This window comes from Streptomyces sp. NPDC058663 (genome assembly GCF_042716745.1).
GTDB lineage: Bacteria > Actinomycetota > Actinomycetes > Streptomycetales > Streptomycetaceae > Streptomyces.
In genome coordinates, this window is the sequence record NZ_JBHXRV010000009.1 from 34,222 (window position 1) to 55,023 (window position 20,802).

The window sequence follows — 20,802 nt, forward strand, 5'->3', positions numbered from 1 at the left end:
TCGGCCACCCCGCACGGCACCCCCGCCGCTACGGACGCCCCGTCCACTCCCCCGGATGTTCCGTCCGCTCCCTCGGATGCTCCGGCAGATGTCCGGGCGGATCCCCAGGCGGGCCCCACAGCCGACGCCCTCGTCATACGCCCGACGGCCGAGGGTGACCTGCCCGCGATCGTGGCGATGCTCGCCGACGACCCGCTCGGCGCCCAGCGCGAGTCCCCCGACGACCTCGCGCCGTACCGCGACGCCCTCAGGCGGCTCGACGCCGACCCCAACCAGCGGCTGGTCGTGGCGGAACGCGCCGGCCGCGTCGTCGGCACGCTTCAACTGACGTTCGTCCCCGGCCTGTCCCGCAAGGGCGCCACCCGCTCGATCATCGAGGCCGTGCGCGTGCACGCCGACGAGCGCGGCAGCGGCCTCGGCACCCGCTTCATCGAGTGGGCCGTCGAGGAATCCCGCGCCCACGGGTGCCAGTTGGTGCAGCTGACCTCCGACGCCACCCGCAAGGACGCCCACCGCTTCTACGAACGCCTCGGCTTCACCCCCTCCCACGTCGGCTTCAAGCTGGCGCTCTGACGCCGCTCGCCCGGGCGGCCGGGGGACCCGAAAGCGCCCGCGATCCTACGCAGGCCCGGCGCATGGGGGAACGCGAGCTGGGGCGCCACCCGGCGAAGCCGTGCGACCCTCCACGCCAGGGGCGGAGTGGTTACCTTTCGCTGTGCACCGGGCCCCGGTGGTGTGGTCACCTGCCGCCGTCCACCGGGCCCCGGTGGAGCGGGCCCCGCCTGGCCTCGGTGGAGCAGCCCCCCGCCCCAGCGTGCCCCGCCCGAGCAGGCGCACCCGGGCTCCGCCTGAGTAGCCCGGGCCTCCATTTCGGTGACACCGCACGATCGCCCCCCACCCGAGCCGCACGCGTCTCCGCTCCCGTCCCTCCGCCCCCAGGCCGCACGCACCTCCGCTCCCGTCCCTCCGCCCTCGCACACCAGGAGTCCGCCCGTGCCGCCCCGTCCCACCCTCACCATCCAGGAACGCCGCAGCCGACTCGCCCGCCGCCATCTCCTGACCCCCGCCACACGCGTCACCACCGCTGCCGCTGTCGCCGACGCGCTGGTGGCCCTCCACGCCTCCGACGCCGCCACCGTCTTCCTCTCGACTGCGGCCCGGACAACCTCCTCGTCCCCGGCGGCCCTGGAGCGCGAGATGTACGAGGACGTCGCCCTCGTCCGTCTGCTGTCCATGCGCAACACCCTCTTCGCCGTCTCCCGGGAACTCGCCCCCTACGTCGACGCATCCACAGCCCGTGCGATTGCAGCCAAGGAGCGCAAGACCCTCCTGAAGCACTTCGCCGAGGACGGTGGCGGACTGGACGCCGACTGGCTGGCCGACGCCGAAGCCGAGGTGCACACCCTGCTCGCGCAGCACGGCAGCGCATCCGGCAGCGAACTCTCCGCCGCTTCGGCAGCCCTCCAGACCAAGATCACCGTCTTCCCCGGCAAGAAGTGGGAGACCGTCCAGGGTGTTGCCTCGCGCGTACTGCGCGTGCTGGCCGCCGAGGGCCACATCCGCCGCGACCGCCCGCGCGGCTCCTGGACCTCCAGCCAGTTCCGCTGGACGGCGGCCGAGCCCTGGCCCGAACTGCCCGCCGCCGAAGCGAAAGCGGAACTGGCCCGCCGGTGGCTGCTGTCGTACGGGCCCGCCACCGAGGCCGACCTGAAGTGGTGGACGGGCTGGAGTCTCGCGGACGTACGCAAGGCCCTGTTGGCGTGCACCGCCGAAGAGGTGCGCCTTGAGGACGGCCGCCCGGCCCATGTCGCACCGGGTGACACCGGACCCGAGCCCGAAACGGAACCCTGGGCGGCGCTCCTCCCTGGCCTCGATCCGAGTGCCATGGGCTGGGCCGACCGAGACTTCCAGCTCGATCCGGAACTCCGCACACCCCTCTTCGACCGGTCGGGCAACATCGGTCCGACGGTGTGGTGGCAAGGCGAGATCGTCGGCGGCTGGGCGCAGCGCCCGAACGGCGAGATCATCTGGCGCCTGCTGGCCGACCGGGGCACCGAAGCCGCCCCGGCAATCGAAGCGGAAGCGGCCCGCCTCAGCACATGGGTGGCCGGGGCCCGGGTCACGCCTCGGTTCCGCACGCCATTGGAGCGCGAGCTGTCCGCCACCTGATCACCGAACCGGCGAAAGCGGAACTCGTTGGCACGAAACCGCGCCCCCCGATCGGTCGGGTGGGCGGGCAGTGGGCGGACCCGGCGGCCGGGCGCCCCGGCGACCCGGCGGACCACAACTTCCCTCCCTGACCGGTCCGAACAGCCCGCACGGCCCGCACAGCCCGCACAGCCTGCACGGCACCGTCCGATCACGACCGACCGCACCCGCCCTGACCGGCCCGCACGACCTGCACGGCACCGTCCGAACCGACCGACCGCACCCGCCCCAGAACGCAAGCTCTACCTCGCGAACCGCCAACCGCCACTCCCGACCCGCGAATGGCGAACCGCGGTCCGAGAACCGTCGCGATCCCCGAGCCCCCCGGTCCCCCGATCCACCAACCGACCTCGCCGGACCTCAGACGACCCCGCGCCACCCCCGCTCGTCCACACCCCCCGGAACCGGAGCCTCCGGGTCGTAAGTCTGCCGTGTGAAGACGAAGGATCCGAGGTCGAGGTGACTGACCGCCCCGCCTTCCGGCCGACGCACCACCCGCAGCGTCTCCCCCGCGTAGTACCCGTCGCGCCCGACCCATGTCCCGTCCGGTCGCACCCGGAACCGCGAACCCCGGCCCGCGCCACCGCTCAACGGCTCCAGCGAGAGCTCGCGCCCGGGCAGCAGCCGCAAGCCGTAGGCGGTCGTGCCCCAGTACCAGGCCCCGGTCAGCTCCAGCAGCTCCCTGTCCAGCTCACCGTCAGGCAGCGGCCGCCACTCCTCCGGAATGCGAGGCTCGGCCTCCGCGACGATCCCCACGAGCTCCGCCGTCACTCGCCCCACCGGCACCCCTGACGTCGCATTGGCCAGCACCGCCGCGACCACGCCGTCCGTCACGCTCGCCCACATCCCGGCCACGAACCCCGGCAGCGAGCCGCCGTGGCCCACCAGCTCACGCCCGCCCACGTGCAGCACCTGAACCCCGAGCCCGAAGGTCGCTCCCCATTCCCCGCTGCCGAGCGGCCCGGCCGGGGCCCTCATCTCCCGTACCGATTCGGCACTCAGCACCCGGTCGTCGCCCTCCGCCAGGAAGGCTCCGAAGCGGCACAGGTCGCCGACCGTCGACCACAACTGCCCCGCGGGGGCCATCAGCCCCAGATCCACCACCGGTTCCGGAAGCAGTACATCCGCCCACGGGTGCACCGCCCACCCCTCCGCGTACGGCGCCTGCGGCTGAGCGCTCGTCCGCGTCAGCCCCAGCGGCCCGGTGATCTCCTCCCGCACCGCATCCGCCCACGGCACACCACGCACCGCTTCGACGAGTGAACCGAGCAGCGTGTAACCGGGGTTGGAATAGTGATGCACCCGTCCGGACGGGTGCGGACGCGCCTCTTGGCCGTGTACGTCGCCCAGTACGTCGGCCAACTCGGGGCGCAGGTCACCGGGGGTGCGCTCCCACCACGGTCCAGGGGTCTCCGCTGCCAGGCCCGCGGTGTGACCGAGGAGCTGGAAAAGGGTGACATCGCCGACGCCGGTACCCGGCAGGTGCTTCTCCAGCGGGTCCGCGAGATCCAGCAGCCCCTCGTCCCTCATGCGCATCACCAGCACCGCGGTGAAGGGCTTCGTGATGGAACCGATCCGGTACTGCGTCTCGGAGCCGGCCTGCTGCCCCTCGGACGAGGCCCCCCGCTCGCCGCTCCACACCACCCGCCCCTCCCGTCGCACCGCCGCGCTCAGCGACGGTGTCCGGCCCTCGGACTGGGCGACGGCGATCCGGTGCAACAGGGCCCGGCGGGTGCTGGGCAGCAGAGGAGGTACGTCGGGGTGGTCGGACAATGCGTTCGCAGAAGAAACCATGTGCCACAACTACCTCCTGGGACCCACCTCGTCGAGCTGATTGCGCTCGCCCGAGTACGGAGCGCGCCCACCATCCGGCGCCCCGCCCACCGAGCTGGGTCCGCCGACTGTGGCTCTCCGGCGCGGACCCGGTGGCGTGGGGCCGGGCCGGGCCCAACTGCCCCGTCAGGTGACGTCAGCGACGGGTCGGTGAAGGACATCTCCGGCGCCCACCTCACCTACCGGATCCACCCCGACCACGCCGAACTGGTCGACGAGGTGATCGACTGGTACGAGATCACGTTGGCCGGCCTCGAACGCGCAGTGGTGCCGAGCGCAGCGGACGACTACCGCCGCCAAGGACTGGCACGCGCGCTGCTCGTGCACGGGATGCGGCGGGCGCGGGCCGCCGACGCTCGGCACATGACGGCCGCCTGCCAGGGCGCCCCAGGACACCCCGGGCGCGCGGCCCCTACTACGTGACTACAGCGTGGAATTCCGCGAGTTGGCCCGCGACGTACCCGTCATCAAGCCCGCAGGCCTAGCCCTGCCCGTAGGACGCCCGCCCTCCGCCGGGTCAGGTCTGTGCCATGTCCACGAAGCGCGAGTAGTGGCCCTGGAAGGCCACGGTGATCGTCGCTGTCGGACCGTTACGGTGCTTGCCGACAATGATGTCCGCCTCGCCGGCCCTCGGTGACTCCTTCTCGTAGGCGTCCTCGCGGTGCAGCAGGATCACCATGTCCGCGTCCTGCTCGATCGAGCCGGATTCACGCAGGTCGGAGACCATCGGCTTCTTGTCGGTGCGCTGCTCGGGGCCACGGTTCAGCTGGGACAGCGCGATCACCGGTACCTCAAGCTCCTTCGCCAGCAGCTTCAGGTTTCGCGACATGTCCGAGACTTCCTGCTGGCGGCTCTCGCTGCGCTTGGAGCCACCGGCCTGCATCAGCTGCAGGTAGTCGATGATCACGAGCTTGATGTCCTGCCGCTGCTTGAGCCGTCGGCACTTGGCGCGGATCTCCATCATCGACAGGTTGGGCGAGTCGTCGATGAACAGAGGGGCCGCGGACACATCGGGCATCCGGCGGGCCAGCCGCGTCCAGTCGTCGTCCGTCATTGAGCCGGAGCGCATGTGGTGCAGGGCGACCCGCGCCTCCGCAGACAGCAGACGCATCGCGATCTCATTGCGGCCCATTTCGAGCGAGAAGATCACGCTGGCCATGTTGTTCTGGATCGAACAGGCGCGGGCGAAGTCCAGAGCGAGGGTCGACTTGCCCATGGCGGGCCGGGCCGCGATGACGATCATCTGGCCCGGGTGCAGGCCGTTGGTCAGCGAGTCCAGGTCGGTGAAGCCGGTCGGTACGCCGGACATCTGCCCGCTGCGGGAGCCGATCGCCTCGATCTCGTCGAGCGCACCCTCCATGATGTCGCCGAGCGGGGCGTAGTCCTCCGAGGTGCGCTGCTCGGTGACGGCGTAGATCTCGGCCTGCGCGGAGTTGACGATCTCGTCGACGTCGCCGTCGCCCGCGTATCCCATCTGCGTGATCTTCGTACCGGCCTCGACGAGACGACGCAGCACCGCCCGTTCGTGAACGATCTCCGCGTAGTACTCGGCGTTGGCCGCCGTGGGCACCGACTGCACCAGCGTGTGCAGGTACGGGGCGCCGCCGACCTTGGTGATCTCACCGCGCTTGGTCAGTTCGGCGCTGACCGTGATCGGGTCGGCGGGCTCGCCCTTCGCGTACAGATCGAGGATCGCCAGGAAGACGGTCTCGTGGGCGGGCTTGTAGAAGTCGTGGCCCTTGAGCACCTCGACGACGTCGGCGATGGCGTCCTTCGAGAGCAGCATGCCGCCGAGCACGGACTGCTCCGCGTCCAGGTCCTGCGGCGGTACGCGCTCGAAGCCACCCCCTCCGCCGCCGTCCCAGCCACCGCTGTCGGAGCCGCGGTCGTGCCGGTCGTCACGCCCCCGGCCGTCGCCACCACGCTTACGGGCGGGCAGACGGTCACCCGGACCGCTGTCGGCCCAGGGGTCGTCCAAGGGCTCGGAAATCGTCACCGGGCCCACCTCCTCCCGTCCGCTCCGCGGACCTCGCTGTGCCACTCTTTCTTACGGCACGGCTCTGACAAATGAGACGCCCGACTTCCGCTTCCGGCACAACAAGTGGGACGGGAAGACAGGGCGGGCGCCGGTCCACGGTAGGCCCGCGGGCACCGTCAGCCAATCTGGTTATCCACAGGGTCTGTGAGCAACTCGCCCGTTGCTGTGGAGAACTCCCCAGAACCTGTGCACGGAACGGGGGACAGTGCTGTGGACAAGTTCACAGACCTTCCCACGCAACGCCCCTGACCTGCGGAAACGCCATCCACCGGCTGTGGGGGAGAAAAACTTTCCCCCCGGGCGCAAGATCGCTGCAAACAGCCCACGCACTGACTCCGAAAACGGCCATCCGTAAGGGTCCTAGACCCATTGCATCTCTTACCTGTGGAAGATTAGGTTGAGCGCATGACCCAGGCTCCCGCGGCAACGAAACCAGGCCGCCGTCGGCACGACCGTGAGATTCTCGCGCTCGCGCTCCCCGCCTTCGGCGCACTCGTCGCCGAACCCCTCTTCCTGATGGCCGACAGCGCCATCGTGGGCCACCTCGGCACCCCGCAGCTCGCCGGACTCAGCATCGCCTCGGCGCTGCTCACCACCGCCGTCAGCGTCTTCGTCTTCCTCGCCTACGCCACCACCGCGGCCGTCTCCCGCCGCGTCGGCGCCGGGGAGATGGCCGCGGCCATCCGCCAGGGCATGGACGGAATCTGGCTCGCCCTGCTCCTCGGTGCCCTGGTGATCGCAGCGGTCCTGCCCACCGCCCCCGGTCTCATCGACCTCTTCGGCGCCTCCGACACGGCCGCCCCGTACGCCATCACCTACCTTCGGATCTCCAGTCTCGGCATCCCCGCCATGCTCGTCGTCCTGGCAGCCACCGGTGTCCTGCGCGGCCTCCAGGACACCAGGACCCCGCTGTACGTGGCCATCGGCGGCTTCGTCGCGAACGGCGTGCTCAACGTGCTCCTGGTATACGGATTCGACCTGGGCATCGCCGGTTCCGCCTGGGGCACCGTGGCCGCGCAGTGGGCGATGGCCGCCGTCTACCTCGTGGTGGTCGTCCGGGGGGCCCGCCGCCACAGCGCCTCGCTGCGCCCCGACGCCGCCGGAATACGGGCCTCGGCCCGGGCCGGCGCTCCCCTCCTCGTCCGCACGCTGTCCCTGCGCGCGGTGCTGATGACCGCTACCGCGGTCGCGGCCCGCCTCGGGGACGCCGACCTCGCGGCCCACCAGATCATCCTCACCCTGTGGACGCTGATGGCATTCGCCCTGGACGCCATCGCCATCGCCGGGCAGTCGATCATCGGTCGCTATCTGGGCGCCGGGGACAAGGAGGGTGCCCGTGCCGTCTGCCGTCGCATGGTCGAGTGGGGCATCGCCGCCGGAGTGGTGCTCGGCATCCTGATCGCGCTCTCCCGCCCCCTCTTCGTGCCGCTCTTCACCAGCGACCAGGCGGTGCGGGACACCCTGCTGCCCGCGCTCCTGGTGGTCGCCGTCAGCCAGCCGGTCTCTGGGGTCGTCTTCGTGCTCGACGGGGTCCTGATGGGCGCGGGCGACGGCCGCTACCTGGCCTGGGCCATGATCGCCACACTCGCGGTCTTCGCTCCCGTAGCGCTACTCGTACCCGCCCTGGGCGGTGGTCTGACCGCACTGTGGTGGGCGATGACGCTGATGATGACCGTCCGGATGGCCACCCTGTGGTGGCGGACCCGCTCGGGCCGCTGGATCGTCACGGGCGCCACCCGCTGAGACCCCTCGGCGTTCGAGGGCCATGTTTCACGTGAAACATGCCTTTCGCGAGGAACGTGGAGCACTTCCTGGGAGCGTGCACGCGAAGCACTACCCAGGATCGCGAGAAGGGCCGCACCCCGAGGGGTGCGGCCCTTCTTTCTGCTCAGACCTGCTCAAGCAGAGGTGGTGTGCTGCACTCAGGCAGCAACGACCTCGACGCCGAGCTTCGCGGCCACGTCGTCGTGCAGGCGCACGGAGACCTGGTGCGAACCGAGGGTCTTGATCGGGGCGCTGAGCTCAACGCGGCGCTTGTCGACCTTCGGGCCACCGGCGGAGACGATCGCGGAAGCGACGTCGGCCGGGGTCACGGAGCCGAAGAGACGGCCGGCGTCGCCGGAGCGAACAGCCAGAACGACCTTCGTACCCTCGAGCTTGGCCTTGACCTCGTTGGCCTGCTCGATGGTCGCGATCTCGTGGATCTTGCGGGCGCGGCGGATCTGCGCCACGTCCTTCTCGCCACCCTTGGTCCAGCGGAGCGCGAAGCCACGCGGAACCAGGTAGTTGCGAGCGTAACCGTCCTTGACGTCGACGACGTCGCCAGCGGTACCGAGGCCGGAGACCTCGTGGGTCAGGATGATCTTCATCTGTCGGTCACCCTTCCCTTATCGCGCGGTGGACGTGTAGGGCAGCAGCGCCATCTCACGGCTGTTCTTGACAGCCGTGGCGACGTCACGCTGGTGCTGCGTGCAGTTGCCGGTGACGCGGCGGGCACGGATCTTGCCACGGTCGGAAATGAACTTCCGCAGCATGTTCGTGTCCTTGTAGTCCACGTACTGGGTCTTGTCCTTGCAGAACGCGCAGACCTTCTTCTTAGGCTTGCGCACAGGCGGCTTCGCCATGGTGTTTCTCCTGTGTGATCAAGAAGTGGGAGTTCGAGCTGCCCTAGAAGGGCGGCTCGTCCGAGTAGCCACCGCCGCTGCCGGAGTTGCCGGAGCCGCCGGAGTTTCCACCCCAGCCACCCCCGCCCTGCTGCGGCTGTCCACCGGCCGGCGCGCTGGAGGCCCAGGGGTCGTCGGAGGGTGCTCCGCCGCCCTGCTGGCCGCCACCGGAGCCGCCGCCCCAGTTGCCGCCGCCACCCTGCTGCTGACCGCCACCGCCGCCGTACCCACCCTGGCCGCCGCGACCGGTGGTCTTGGAGACCTTGGCCGTGGCGGTCTTGAGGCTGGGGCCGACTTCCTCGACGTCCAGCTCGTAGACCGTGCGCTTGATGCCCTCACGGTCTTCGTAGGACCGCTGCTTCAGCCGGCCCTGCACGATGACGCGCATGCCTCGCTGGAGCGACTCCGCGACGTTCTCCGCCGCCTGACGCCAGACCGAGCAGGTGAGGAACAGGCCATCGCCGTCCTTCCACTCATTGGTCTGCTTGTCGAAGATGCGGGGAGTGGACGCGACACGGAACTTCGCGACCGCCGCACCGGACGGGGTGAAGCGCAGCTCGGGGTCGTCGACGAGATTGCCGACGACCGTGATGACGGTCTCGCCTGCCATGGGTGAACCTCTCGGCGGGGATTGCTGCTGGCTGCTGTGGTGCTACTCGGGCCCGATTACCGCTGAACCGAAGTTCAGTGGGTCTCGGGGCGGAGGACCTTGGTCCGGAGGACCGACTCGTTCAGGTTCATCTGTCGGTCGAGCTCCTTGACGACCGCAGGCTCGGCCTGCAGGTCGATGACCGAGTAGATGCCCTCGGGCTTCTTCTTGATCTCGTAGGACAGACGACGACGGCCCCAGGTGTCGACCTTCTCGACCTTTCCGTTGCCCTCACGGACGACGGAGAGGAAGTTCTCGATCATGGGGGCGACTGCGCGCTCCTCGAGATCGGGGTCGAGGATGACCATCACTTCGTAGTGACGCATGTGGAACCCACCTCCTTTGGACTCAGCGGCCACGGTCGTTCCGTGGCAGGAGGGTCGTGATGCGTACGCAACGGTATCCACTGCCACTGACAATCCCGCGGGAGAAGCCCACGGATCGTTTTCTGGCAGGGGGGACACCGGTGCAGACCGTCCAGAGTACCCGTAGAGAGGCTTCCGGTTGAAATCGGGCCGGGAGGGGCCGCAATCTGTACTCATCGGGGTGTGAGCGGCGCTACAGTGCGCCGCCTTCTGCCAGGAGGTGCCTCATGGCACAGGCCATGCGACGTGATTCGTCCATCTCTCTCTTCGCGACCGACGGTAAGCCCCACCCGCTCCAGGACACGCTGATGGCGGTGACGCTGGTCCTGGGCGTGCTGGCGCTCGTCACGGCGATGTTCCACGACCTCCACCTGCTGAGTTCCTGGGCGGGGCTGGTCGGGATCCTCACCGGCGGCTACGGAATGTTCGTGTCCGCGACCACCCGCGAGCGGTTCGTCATCATCGTCGGTCTGGGCGCCTCCGCCGTCGGCTTCTTCCTCGGGATGGCGCACGGCGGACTGTTCGGCGGCGTCCTGGGCTGACCGCGGCGCTGCCCCGGCCCCGCACGGCCAGACGGGGCGCTCCTTCGGCGCAGTAGGCTTCGGCGCGAGAGCCGGAGCCCCTGACCCCATGGGGACACAGCTGCCGAGGAGTGCCCCGCATGACGAGCCTGACCCTGAGGACCATCAGCCGAGAGCAGCATCTGGCCTACATCCAGAGCCTGCCCGCGGCGAGCCACATGCAGGTCCCGGCATGGGCCGACGTGAAGGCGGAGTGGCGCTCGGAGAGCCTGGGCTGGTTCGACAGGACCGGCGAACTGGTCGGCGCCGGCCTGGTGCTCTACCGCCAACTCCCCAAGATCAAGCGCTACTTGGCGTACCTTCCCGAGGGCCCGGTGATCAACTGGTACGCCCCGAATCTGGACGACTGGCTCCAGCCGATGCTGGCGCACCTGAAGCAGCAGGGTGCGTTCTCGGTGAAGATGGGCCCCCCCGTGGTCATCCGCCGCTGGAACGCGGCCGCCATCAAGTCCGGTATCCAGGACCCCGATGTGAAGCGGTTGCGCGACGTCGAGGCCTCGCACATCGAGCCGCGTGCCTTCGAAGTCGCGGACCGGCTGCGCAAGATGGGCTGGCAGCAGGGCGAGGACGGCGGCGCCGGTTTCGGTGACGTCCAGCCGCGTTACGTCTTCCAGGTACCGCTGGCCAACCGGTCGCTGGAGGAGGTCCACAAGGGCTTCAACCAGCTGTGGCGGCGCAACATCAAGAAGGCTGAGAAGGCCGGCGTCGAGGTCGTCCAGGGCGGGTACGGCGACCTGGCGGAGTGGCAGCGGCTCTACGAGATCACCGCGGTCCGCGACCATTTCCGCCCGCGCCCGCTGGAGTACTTCCAGCGCATGTGGTCGGCCCTCAACACCGAGGACCCCAACCGGATGCGGCTGTACTTCGCCCGGCACAACGGGGTGAACCTGTCCGCCGCGACAATGCTCGTGGTCGGCGGCCACGTCTGGTACTCCTACGGTGCCTCCGACAACATCGGCCGCGAGGTCCGCCCGTCGAACGCGATGCAGTGGCGGATGCTCCGTGACTCTTACGCCATGGGCGCCTCGGTCTACGACCTGCGCGGCATTTCCGACTCCCTGGACGAGACGGACCATCTCTTCGGTCTCATCCAGTTCAAGGTGGGCACGGGTGGCGAGGCCGCCGAGTACCTCGGCGAGTGGGACTTCCCGCTCAACAAACTGCTCCACAAGGCGCTGGACATCTACATGTCGCGCCGCTGACCTCGGGCGCACGTCTTCTCCATCCACATACGGCAGCAACGGGAAAGGTTCCGGACCGGCTCATGGCGCTCACTCTCTACGTCGACACCGCGCGCTGGCGGGCGCACCAGAAGGCCGTGATCGAGCAGTTCCCGGGCCTGGTTCCGGTCTGCAAGGGCAATGGCTACGGCTTCGGCCACGAGCGCCTCGCCGAGGAGGTCACCCGCTTCGGGTCGGACATCCTCGCGGTGGGGACGACCTACGAAGCGGCCCGCATCAAGGACTGGTTCAGCGGGGACCTGCTGGTGCTCACCCCGTTCCGGCGGGGTGAGGAGCCGGTTCCGCTGCCGGACCGGGTGATCCGTTCGGTGTCCTCCGTGGACGGGGTGCACGCGCTCGTGGGCGCCCGCGTCGTCATCGAGTGCATGAGCTCGATGAAGCGGCACGGGGTGAAGGAGGCCGAACTCGCCCAGCTGCACGCGGCCATCGAGGACGTACGGCTGGAAGGCTTCGCGCTGCACCTGCCGCTGGACCGCACGGACGGGTCCGACGCGGTCGAAGAGGTCATCGCATGGATGGACCGGCTGCGGGCGGCCCGTCTGCCGCTGCACACCATGTTCGTCAGCCACCTCAAAGCCGAGGAACTCGCACGGCTCCAGCAGCAGTTCCCGCAGACCCGGTTCCGCGCGCGGATCGGCACCCGGCTGTGGCTGGGTGACCACGAGGCGACGGAGTACCGCGGAGCGGTGCTCGATGTGACACAGGTGTCCAAGGGCGACCGGTTCGGCTACCGCCAGCAGAAGGTGGCCTCGGACGGTTGGCTGGTGGTCGTCGCGGGCGGTACGTCGCACGGGGTGGGCCTGGAGGCGCCGAAGGCGCTGCACGGGATGATGCCACGGGCCAAGGGGGTCGCCCGGGCCGGTCTGGCCACGGTGAACCGCAATCTGGCGCCGTTCGTGTGGGCGGGCAAGCAGCGGTGGTTCGCGGAGCCTCCGCACATGCAGGTGTCGATCCTGTTCGTGCCCTCGGATGCGCAGGAGCCGAAGGTGGGCGAGGAGCTGGTGGCTCACCTGCGGCACACCACCACTCAGTTCGACCGGTTGGTGGACCGTTAGAGCGTCGTGTTTCACGTGAAACGGCCGCCTCGTTTCACGTGAAACACAGAGAACGGGGTGAGAACGGGGGAGGGCCGCCCGCACGGACAGTGCGGGCGGCCCTCCCCCGTTCCGAGGGGCGCGTTCCAGTCCCGAGAGGAGTGGCCCGCAGGGCTCAGTCCGCCACGGCACTGCCGCCCTGCGCGGTGCCCCACTGGACGCGGGGCCCCTGGACCTGCTGGGCGGCGTGCCGGGGCGCCCGTGCCGTGGCACCGAGCGCGAAGACGTCCGGGGCCCTGTCGAGCACTCCGCCGGACGGATCGTCGGAGCCGTCGCGCCGTACGACGTCCCGTTCCGGCAGCAGGATGTCGCGGACGATGACGGCGCAGAGGTACAGGGTGCCCAGCAGGTGCAGGGCAATGGCGAGGTGATAGCCGTCGCCGGGCAGTCCCTGGTGCTTGTCGCCGCTGGTGGTGTAGGCGAGGTACATCCAGATCCCGAGGAAGTACATGACCTCGCAGGCCTGCCAGACGAGGAAGTGCCGCCAGCGGGGGAGGGCCAGGGCGGCAAGGGGGACGAGCCACAGGACGTACTGGGGGGAGTACACCTTGTTGGTGAGGATGAAGGCGGCAACGACCAGGAACGCGAGCTGGGCGAAGCGCGGCCGGCGCGGTGCGGCGAGGGTGAGCCAGCCGATGCCGGCGCACATCAGGACCATCAGCAGCGTGGCGTAGGAGTTGACGTCCTCGACCTTGAACGAGTGGCCGGTTCGCTGGGTGATGATCAGCCAGAAGGAGCCGAAGTCGACCTGGCGTTCCTGGCTGAAGGTGTAGAACTTCTTCCAGCCTTCGGGCGCGAGCAGCATGACCGGCAGGTTCACCAGCAGCCATGAGCCGGCGGTACCGAGTACCGCCGCCCCGAGCTCCCGCCATCGCCCGGCCCGCCAGCAGAGGAGGAACAGGGGCCCGAGGAGCAGCACGGGGTACAGCTTGGCGGCGGTCGCGAGCCCGATGAGGATGCCGAAGGCGAGGCTCCTGCCGCGTGACCACATCAGCATCCCCGCAGCGGTCAAGGCGATGGCGAGCAGGTCCCAGTTGATGGTCGCGGTGAGCGCGAAGGCCGGGGCGAGGGCGACGAGCAGGCCGTCCCAGGGGCGCCTGCGGTGGGTGCGGGCGACACAGACGGCGATCACGACGGCGCAGGCCATCAGCATGCCGCAGTTGACGAGCCAGTAGATCTGTTCGCGGTATTGCAGGGTGCCGTCCGTGGGGGTCAGCCAGGAGGCGACTTCCATGAACAACCCGGTGAGCACCGGGTACTCGAGGAAGTTCATGTCGCCCTGGAGCCGGTCGAAGTAGGGCACCAGGTTCTCGGAGAAGCCGCGGCCGACGAAGAGGTGCGGGATGTCGGAGTAGCAGGCGTGGGTGTACTGGGAGCTGGCTCCCTGGAACCAGGCCCAGTTGTAGCAGGGCAGCTTCTGCACCATGCCGAGGGCGAACATGCCGATCATCACGAGTGCGACGACCCGTACGGGAGTCAGCCGGCTGCCGCCCGTCCGAGCCCACCGGCCGATGGGACCCCCGATCAGCTCGCTGCCCGCGGCGGCGATTTCGTCCTGCCTCGTGGGGGGTACGGGCCGGTCCTCGTGCACGCTCGTCATGCGGGACATCCTGCCGTACGGGCCTGTGCCCGGCGGGGGCGCCGCCACAACCGGCTTCACACGCGGCGTAGTGGGCGCACGAGGAGGGCCGCCGCACCGGTCTCGGTACGACGGCCCTCGGGTCATTACGCGGCTGTCCTTACGTGCTGCGGCACCTGAGGTGCGCTACTGGTTGCCGCCCAGGAGGCCGCCGTTGCCGTTGCCTCCGTTGGGGCCACCGTTCTGGCCACCGTTGTGCGCGCCTTCGGTCGGGGGCGGCGGTTTGGTCTCACCGCCGCCGATGTCCCCTACTCCGCCGTCGCCGGCTCCGCCGTTGGCGTCACCCGGGTCGTGCTTGCACTCCCAGTCCCACGGGTCGCACTCATCACCGCCGCCGCCACCGGGAGGCGTCTTGCCGGGGGTCGGCGGGGGCGGAGTCGTCGGAGACGGGGTGTTCTCGGGGGTCTTCGTCGGGGTCGGCTCCGGGGTCTTCGTCGGCGTGGGCTCAGGGCTCTTGGCGCCGCCGCCGTAGAGGGTCTCGCCGATGGGCTCCGGTTCGGGGAAGGCCGTCGGCTTCGTGCCCTTCAGAGCATCGGCCATGTAGTCGTGCCAGATCTCGGAGGGGAAGGAGGCACCGTGGATCTCCCTCTCACCACCCGTGCCGAACATCTCCAGGAACGCGCGGTTCTTGTTGTCGGCGTTGTCGTCCATCCGGTACATGTCGATGGCCGTGGACAGCTCGGGCGTGTAGCCGACGAACCAGGCCGACTTGTTGCCGTCGGTGGTACCGGTCTTGCCCGCCACCTCACGTCCCGGGAGCTTGGCGTTGCTGCCGGTGCCCTTCTCGACGACGTTCTTCAGTACTTCGGTGACGTTGTTGGCGACGTTCTCGTCGATACCTGCGGTCCTGGACGTGGGCTCGTACGTCCAGATGTCTTCCCCGTCTTTTTCGACCCTCGTCACCGAGTACGGCTCGTGCTGCTTGCCGCTGGCCGCGAAAGTGGCGTAGGCGCCGGCCATCCGGATGGCGCTCGGGTCCGAGATGCCGATGGAGAACGACGGATTCTCTCCCTTGGCGAGGCTGGATTCCAGAAGGCCGGCGTTGATGGCCGTCTCCCGCACCTTGTCGATGCCCACGTCCATGCCGAGCTGCACGTAGGGTGAGTTGGCGGACACCCGCATCGCTTCACGCAGGTCTATGGCCCCGTACGACTCGTGTCCGTCGTTGGTCTGGAGCCACTCCAGGCCCTTCTCGTTGCGCCAGATACTGCCGTCGTAGTTCTTGATCTTCAGCTTGTTGTCACCGTTGTAAATGCTCTTGGGCGAGACGAGGGTGCGCTGGCTGCGGTCCTGGTTCCTGGGACCGCTCGGGTTGCGCTTGCCGTACTCCATCGCGGCGGCCAGCACAAACGGTTTGAACGTCGATCCGACCTGAGCACCGGTCTGGTCGGCGTTGTTGGTGAAGTGCTTCGTCGCGTCACTGCCGCCGTAGACGGCGACGATCTTGCCGTTCCTGGGGTCGACCGAGGCACCGCCGAACTGGACGTGGGGGTCGGTCTTGGGGCGCTTCTTGGGGTCGATCTTCTTGTCGTAGACGCTCTTCACGGCCTTCTCCAGCCGCGCCACCTTGGCTTTGTTGAAGGTGGTGTAGATGTGATAGCCGCCCTTGGAGAGCTTCTCCGCGTCGATCCCCTGGGTGTTCTTGTTGATGAAGTTGGCCTTGGCGAGATCGACCAGGTATCCGATCTGGCCGCTCAGCACAGCGTCCTTCTTCACCGGAACTACTGTCGGGAACTGCGGGTACCTATCCCGCTCCGCCTGGGACAGACGTCCGTCCTTCACCTCTTCGTTCAGGATCCAGGCCCACCGGTCCTCGGCCCGCTTGCGGTTCTTCTCCGGGGTTGCCTCGGGGTCGATCGCCGTCGCTCCGGCGGGGTCGAAGTAGGTCGCGCCCTTGAGCACCGCCGCCAGGAAGGCGCACTCACTGGGGTTGAGCCCTTCCGCGTCCTTGTTGAAGTACGCGCGGGCCGCGGCCTGCAGGCCATAGGCGCCCCGTCCGTAGTACGAGACGTTGAGGTAGCCGGCCATGATCTTGTTCTTGTCCAGCTCGTCGCCCACCTTGATGGAGATCATGAGCTCCTTGAACTTACGCGTCAGCGTCTGTTCCTGGCCGAGCATCGAGTTCTTCACGTACTGCTGCGTGATCGTCGAACCACCCTGCGTGTTTCCTCCTATAGCCATCTTGGCCACGGCTCGCAGGATGCCGACGGGGTCGACGCCCGGGTCCTCGTCGAACGACTTGTTCTCCGCCGACTTCACGGCGTTCTGCATCGCCGGGGGGATCTTTTCGAAGGGCAGTTCCTGGCGGTTGATTTCCCCACCGGTAGCCACCATGGGCTTCTTGTCGTCCCAGTAGTAGACGTTGTTCTGCGCCGTGGCGGCCGCATGCACCTGGGGGATTTCCACCCGGGCGTACGCGATGCTCCCCGCCGCCAGCACGGCACCGACGAAGCCGATGCACAGCCCCGCCACCTGCTTCCACGACGGCACGAACCTCTTCCACCCGTACTTGGTGGAGCGCGGGTAGTCGATCAACCTCTTCTTCTGCGGTTGACCGCCCCTCCCGCGGCCGCGGCCCGGGCCCTCGTGATCGCCCCGCTCACCGCCGCCTCCTCCGCGCCGGCCGCCTCCGCCACCCCCGCCCCTCTGGGCAGCACGGCGGGCCTCAGCCCTTCCTCCGTACGGACGTTCCTGGTCGTACGAACCTGACGGCGACCCGACGGCGTGGCCCCGGGGCGACGGAGCCCCACGACGGCCTGAAGGTTGCTGGGCGGCTTTCCTGGCCGCGGCACGTCCGCCGCCTTGAGGCTGCGGAGGCTTGCGACGGTGCTCGCTCATCGAACGATTACTCCTCGGGCAGGCGAGATCGCCTGGAAGCGGCAGCTGAGTTCCGGTCCCCCCGAAATGCGGACGCGCCCTCCCACGGGCCCGTCCGTACTGCGACCGGGAACACGACGCCCCCTCGCGTCATGCGGCTCCCGGTGTTTTGCATGCCGCACAGACTACGCACGCTCAAAACCCTCCCAGTGCCGATGTTCACCCCAAATCAGGCAAGTTGCTTCCCACGAATTGATGATGTGACACCGGTCACCATGGCTGGCCTTGTCGCAGGCGGACGGCCGTTCTATCGTCTGGATGTATCGAGTCGATACATCAGCTCGGCATAAGTGCCGGACAGTGAACGGGACTCACGGACAGCGGCGGGAGGCGAAGGATGAGCAGACGCTCCGGCATCCTCGAATTCGCCGTGCTCGGTCTGCTCCGCGAGTCCCCGATGCACGGCTACGAGCTGCGCAAGAGGCTCAACACCTCGCTGGGCGTCTTCCGGGCCTTCAGCTACGGCACGCTGTATCCGTGCCTCAAGTCGCTGGTCGCCAGCGGCTGGCTGATCGAGGAACCGGGCAGTGCGCCCGAGGACGCGCTCGCCGCCTCACTCGCGGGGCGCCGCGCCAAGATCGTCTATCGGTTGACGGCGGAAGGTAAGGAGCACTTCGAGGAGTTGCTGTCGCACACCGGCCCCGACGCCTGGGAGGACGAGCACTTCGCGGCTCGTTTCGCCTTCTTCGGGCAGACGGAGCGCGAGGTGCGGATGCGGGTCCTCGAAGGGCGTCGCAGTCGGCTGGAGGAGCGCCTGGAGAAGATGCGGGCCTCACTGGCCCGTACTCGCGAGCGCCTCGACGACTACACGCTCGAACTCCAGCGACACGGCATGGAGTCGGTGGAGCGAGAAGTGCGCTGGCTGAACGAGCTCATCGAGAGCGAGCGGGCGGGCCGGGACCAACGCCGGCCCGATGACCGCACAGCCGGTGACCAGACATCAGGTGAAACGGGCGGCATGCCCCGGCACAGGGGGACCACCCCGCCGGACCCGTCCGACGGCACCGCCAACTGAGGCCCTGCACTCCGCAGGCCTCGTCGAGAACACACAGGGAGCAACCGTCAATGGGTTCGGTTCGCGTAGCCATCGTCGGCGTGGGCAACTGCTCTGCGTCGCTGGTCCAGGGCGTCGAGTACTACAAGGACGCCGACCCGGCCACTCGCGTGCCCGGTCTGATGCACGTTCAGTTCGGTGACTACCACGTCAAGGACGTGGAGTTCGTGGCCGCGTTCGACGTCGACGCCAAGAAGGTCGGCCTCGACCTCGCGGACGCCATCGGCGCCAGCGAGAACAACACCATCAAGATCTGCGACGTGCCGCAGACCGGCGTGACCGTCCAGCGCGGCCACACCCTGGACGGCCTGGGCAAGTACTACCGCCAGACCATCGAGGAGTCGGAGCAGGAGCCGGTCGACATCGTCCAGGCCCTCAAGGACACCCGGGCCGACGTCCTCGTCTGCTACCTGCCGGTCGGGTCCGAGGACGCGGCGAAGTTCTACGCCCAGTGCGCCATCGACGCCAAGGTCGCCTTCGTCAACGCGCTTCCGGTCTTCATCGCCGGCACCAAGGAGTGGGCAGACAAGTTCACCGAGGCGGGCGTCCCGATCGTCGGCGACGACATCAAGTCGCAGGTCGGCGCCACCATCACGCACCGCGTCATGGCGAAGCTGTTCGAGGACCGTGGCGTGCGCCTGGAGCGCACCATGCAGCTGAACGTCGGCGGCAACATGGACTTCAAGAACATGCTGGAGCGCGACCGCCTGGAGTCCAAGAAGGTCTCCAAGACGCAGGCCGTCACCTCGCAGATCCGCGACCGCGACCTGGGCGAGAACAACGTCCACATCGGCCCCTCGGACTACGTGGCCTGGCTGGACGACCGCAAGTGGGCGTACGTCCGCCTTGAGGGCCGTGCGTTCGGCGACGTCCCGCTGAACCTGGAGTACAAGCTGGAAGTCTGGGACTCCCCGAACTCGGCGGGCGTCATCATCGACGCGGTGCGCGCCGCGAAGATCGCCAAGGACCGCGGCATCGGCGGCCCGATCCTCTCCGCCTCCTCGTACTTCATGAAGTCCCCGCCGGTCCAGTACTTCGACGACGAGGCCTACGAGAACGTCGAGAAGTTCATCAAGGGCGAGGTCGAGCGCTAAGCTCCGCCGCGCTGTTCAGGAGGGGCCCCGGGTTCTTGCCCGGGGCCCCTCCTCGTTTCGGTGTGTGACCCTTGCTCGCATGTCCGTCGTGCGTGATCTGCGTGTCCTGCTGCGCCTGCCCGACTTCCGGCGCCTGCTGACCGTGCGGCTGCTCTCCCAGTCCGCCGACGGCGTATACCAGGTGGCCCTCGCCGCGTACGTCGTCTTCTCCCCGGAGAAGCAGACCTCGCCGGCCGCGATCGCCTCCGCCATGGCCGTGCTGCTCCTGCCCTACTCCGTCGTCGGCCCCTTCGCGGGTGTCCTCCTCGACCGCTGGCAACGCCGGCAGGTGTTCCTGTACGGGAATCTGCTGCGCGCCGTCCTCGCCGCCGGAACCGCCCTGCTGATCGTCGGCTCGGCACCGGACTGGATCTTCTACGCGTCCGCACTCTCGGTCACGGCCGTGAACCGCTTCGTGCTGTCCGGGCTTTCCGCCGCCCTGCCACGCGTCGTGGACGACGAACGCCTGGTCGTCGCCAATTCCCTGTCACCGACCGCGGGCACGCTCGCAGCCACTGTGGGCGGAGGGCTGGCCTTCGCCGTGCGCCTGCTGGGGTGGGAATCCGACGCCGCGGTCGTCCTCCTGGGTGCCGGGCTCTACCTCTGCTCCGGCCTGGCATCCCTGCGCATGGACCGTGCACTCCTCGGCCCCGACCGCGAGCTGATCCAGCCCCGCCTGGGTGCCGCCCTCACCTCCACCGCACGCGGCCTCACCGACGGCCTGCACCATCTGCGCCGCCAGCGCCCCGCCGCCCGCGCCCTGGCCGCGATGACCGTGCTGCGCTTCTGCTACGGCGCGCTGACCGTGACACTCCTGATGCTGTGCCGCTATGCCTGGGCAGGTGATCCGGGCTCCACCGACGGACTGGCCCTGCTCGGCCTCGCGCTCGGCATCTCCGGAGCCGGATTCTTCGTCGCCGCGCTGATCACCCCCTGGGCCGTGGGCCGACTGGGCACCTACGGCTGGATGGTCGTCTGTGCGGGGTGCGCGGCCCTTCTCGTACCGGCGCTGTGGCTGCCCTTCTCACCGGCGCCGGTCCTGATCGCCGCCTTCGCCCTGGGACTCGTCAGCCAGGGCTCGAAGATCGCGACGGACACCGTGGTGCAGTCCTCGGTGGACGATGCCTTTCGCGGCCGGGTCTTCTCGCTCTACGACGTGCTGTTCAACGTCGCGTTCGTGAGCGCCGCAGCGGTGGCGGCCCTGGTACTCCCGCCCGACGGCCGGTCGGTCTCCCTGGTGGTCGGTGTGGCGGTCCTCTACGCCGCGGTGGCACTCACGCTGGCGTTCTGCCGCCGGAACGCGCAGGGCGGGCGTTGTTTTACCTGATACAAACCCCCCCCCGGCACGAAATTTTAAAGGTAAAAAAATGCGCACCCCACCCCCCCCCCCCCCACCCTGTGCGCCCCCACCGCCCCATCGGCCACCA

Annotated in this window: 19 protein-coding genes; 11 read left to right on the forward strand and 8 right to left on the reverse strand. The window is 68.9% G+C overall.

Annotation, left to right across the window (positions count from 1 at the left end; genetic code table 11):
• Positions 1–177 precede the first annotated feature (177 nt).
• Both ACFWVV_RS08645 and ACFWVV_RS08650 read left to right on the forward strand, forming a co-directional pair.
• Entirely contained in the window at positions 178–573 is a 396-nt protein-coding gene (locus ACFWVV_RS08645) for a GNAT family N-acetyltransferase (protein WP_384343586.1), read from the forward strand.
• A gap of 420 nt (positions 574–993) precedes the next feature.
• Positions 994–2,169 (forward strand): winged helix DNA-binding domain-containing protein, encoded by a 1,176-nt coding sequence (locus tag ACFWVV_RS08650; RefSeq protein ID WP_384342921.1) that lies wholly within the window; start codon positions 994–996, stop codon positions 2,167–2,169.
• Positions 2,170–2,568: 399 nt separating this feature from the next.
• Here ACFWVV_RS08650 and ACFWVV_RS08655 read toward each other — a convergent pair whose 3' ends face one another.
• On the reverse strand, positions 2,569–4,002 hold the full coding sequence (locus ACFWVV_RS08655) for a serine hydrolase domain-containing protein (RefSeq protein WP_384342919.1): 1,434 nt from the start codon (positions 4,000–4,002) through the stop codon (positions 2,569–2,571).
• A 189-nt stretch (positions 4,003–4,191) separates the two neighbouring features.
• Between ACFWVV_RS08655 and ACFWVV_RS08660 the strand changes: the two genes are divergently transcribed.
• Complete coding sequence (locus ACFWVV_RS08660) at positions 4,192–4,464, forward strand: hypothetical protein (RefSeq protein ID WP_384342918.1); 273 nt, start codon at positions 4,192–4,194, stop codon at positions 4,462–4,464.
• Between the two features lie 94 nt (positions 4,465–4,558).
• On the opposite strand, the gene dnaB is transcribed toward ACFWVV_RS08660, so the two are convergent.
• Complete coding sequence (gene dnaB, locus ACFWVV_RS08665; protein WP_384343583.1) at positions 4,559–6,019, reverse strand: replicative DNA helicase; 1,461 nt, start codon at positions 6,017–6,019, stop codon at positions 4,559–4,561.
• 465 nt (positions 6,020–6,484) lie between these two features.
• Here dnaB and ACFWVV_RS08670 point away from each other — a divergent pair, with 465 nt between their 5' ends.
• On the forward strand, positions 6,485–7,822 hold the full coding sequence (locus ACFWVV_RS08670) for an MATE family efflux transporter (protein WP_384342916.1): 1,338 nt from the start codon (positions 6,485–6,487) through the stop codon (positions 7,820–7,822).
• A 179-nt stretch (positions 7,823–8,001) separates the two neighbouring features.
• Here ACFWVV_RS08670 and rplI read toward each other — a convergent pair whose 3' ends face one another.
• From rplI to rpsF, 4 genes are all read right to left on the reverse strand, one after another.
• The gene (gene rplI, locus ACFWVV_RS08675) at positions 8,002–8,448 is read right to left on the reverse strand and encodes a 50S ribosomal protein L9 (protein WP_384342914.1); all 447 of its coding nucleotides are present in this window, start codon (positions 8,446–8,448) and stop codon (positions 8,002–8,004) included.
• A gap of 18 nt (positions 8,449–8,466) precedes the next feature.
• On the reverse strand, positions 8,467–8,703 hold the full coding sequence (gene rpsR, locus ACFWVV_RS08680; protein WP_003967857.1) for a 30S ribosomal protein S18: 237 nt from the start codon (positions 8,701–8,703) through the stop codon (positions 8,467–8,469).
• Positions 8,704–8,746: 43 nt separating this feature from the next.
• On the reverse strand, positions 8,747–9,352 hold the full coding sequence (locus ACFWVV_RS08685; RefSeq protein WP_384342912.1) for a single-stranded DNA-binding protein: 606 nt from the start codon (positions 9,350–9,352) through the stop codon (positions 8,747–8,749).
• Positions 9,353–9,426: 74 nt separating this feature from the next.
• A complete protein-coding gene (gene rpsF, locus ACFWVV_RS08690; RefSeq protein ID WP_384342910.1) occupies positions 9,427–9,717 on the reverse strand; it encodes a 30S ribosomal protein S6 in 291 nt (96 codons plus the stop codon).
• Positions 9,718–9,983: 266 nt separating this feature from the next.
• On the opposite strand from rpsF, the gene ACFWVV_RS08695 reads away from it, so the two are divergent.
• The 3 genes from ACFWVV_RS08695 (at position 9,984) to ACFWVV_RS08705 (ending at position 12,633) form a co-directional block, all read left to right on the forward strand.
• Positions 9,984–10,298 carry a hypothetical protein gene (locus tag ACFWVV_RS08695; RefSeq protein WP_384342908.1) on the forward strand — a complete coding sequence of 105 codons (315 nt, stop codon included), beginning with the start codon at positions 9,984–9,986 and terminating at the stop codon, positions 10,296–10,298.
• Between the two features lie 119 nt (positions 10,299–10,417).
• Complete coding sequence (locus ACFWVV_RS08700) at positions 10,418–11,539, forward strand: lipid II:glycine glycyltransferase FemX (protein WP_384342906.1); 1,122 nt, start codon at positions 10,418–10,420, stop codon at positions 11,537–11,539.
• 62 nt (positions 11,540–11,601) lie between these two features.
• Complete coding sequence (locus ACFWVV_RS08705; protein ID WP_384342904.1) at positions 11,602–12,633, forward strand: alanine racemase; 1,032 nt, start codon at positions 11,602–11,604, stop codon at positions 12,631–12,633.
• Between the two features lie 154 nt (positions 12,634–12,787).
• Here the strand turns inward: ACFWVV_RS08705 and ACFWVV_RS08710 are convergent, their stop codons facing one another.
• Positions 12,788–14,281, reverse strand: a complete 1,494-nt coding sequence (locus tag ACFWVV_RS08710) for a glycosyltransferase family 87 protein (protein ID WP_384347632.1) — start codon at positions 14,279–14,281, stop codon at positions 12,788–12,790.
• Between the two features lie 156 nt (positions 14,282–14,437).
• A complete protein-coding gene (locus tag ACFWVV_RS08715) occupies positions 14,438–16,846 on the reverse strand; it encodes a transglycosylase domain-containing protein (protein WP_384347635.1) in 2,409 nt (802 codons plus the stop codon).
• Between the two features lie 15 nt (positions 16,847–16,861).
• On the opposite strand from ACFWVV_RS08715, the gene ACFWVV_RS08720 reads away from it, so the two are divergent.
• From ACFWVV_RS08720 to ACFWVV_RS08735, 4 genes are all read left to right on the forward strand, one after another.
• On the forward strand, positions 16,862–17,020 hold the full coding sequence (locus ACFWVV_RS08720; protein ID WP_384347638.1) for a hypothetical protein: 159 nt from the start codon (positions 16,862–16,864) through the stop codon (positions 17,018–17,020).
• Between the two features lie 505 nt (positions 17,021–17,525).
• A complete protein-coding gene (locus ACFWVV_RS08725; RefSeq protein ID WP_384347641.1) occupies positions 17,526–18,203 on the forward strand; it encodes a helix-turn-helix transcriptional regulator in 678 nt (225 codons plus the stop codon).
• Positions 18,204–18,253: 50 nt separating this feature from the next.
• Positions 18,254–19,336: an inositol-3-phosphate synthase gene (locus tag ACFWVV_RS08730; RefSeq protein ID WP_384347644.1), complete on the forward strand. Its 1,083-nt coding sequence runs from the start codon at positions 18,254–18,256 to the stop codon at positions 19,334–19,336.
• 79 nt (positions 19,337–19,415) lie between these two features.
• A complete protein-coding gene (locus ACFWVV_RS08735) occupies positions 19,416–20,702 on the forward strand; it encodes an MFS transporter (RefSeq protein ID WP_384422637.1) in 1,287 nt (428 codons plus the stop codon).
• Positions 20,703–20,802: the final 100 nt, after the last annotated feature.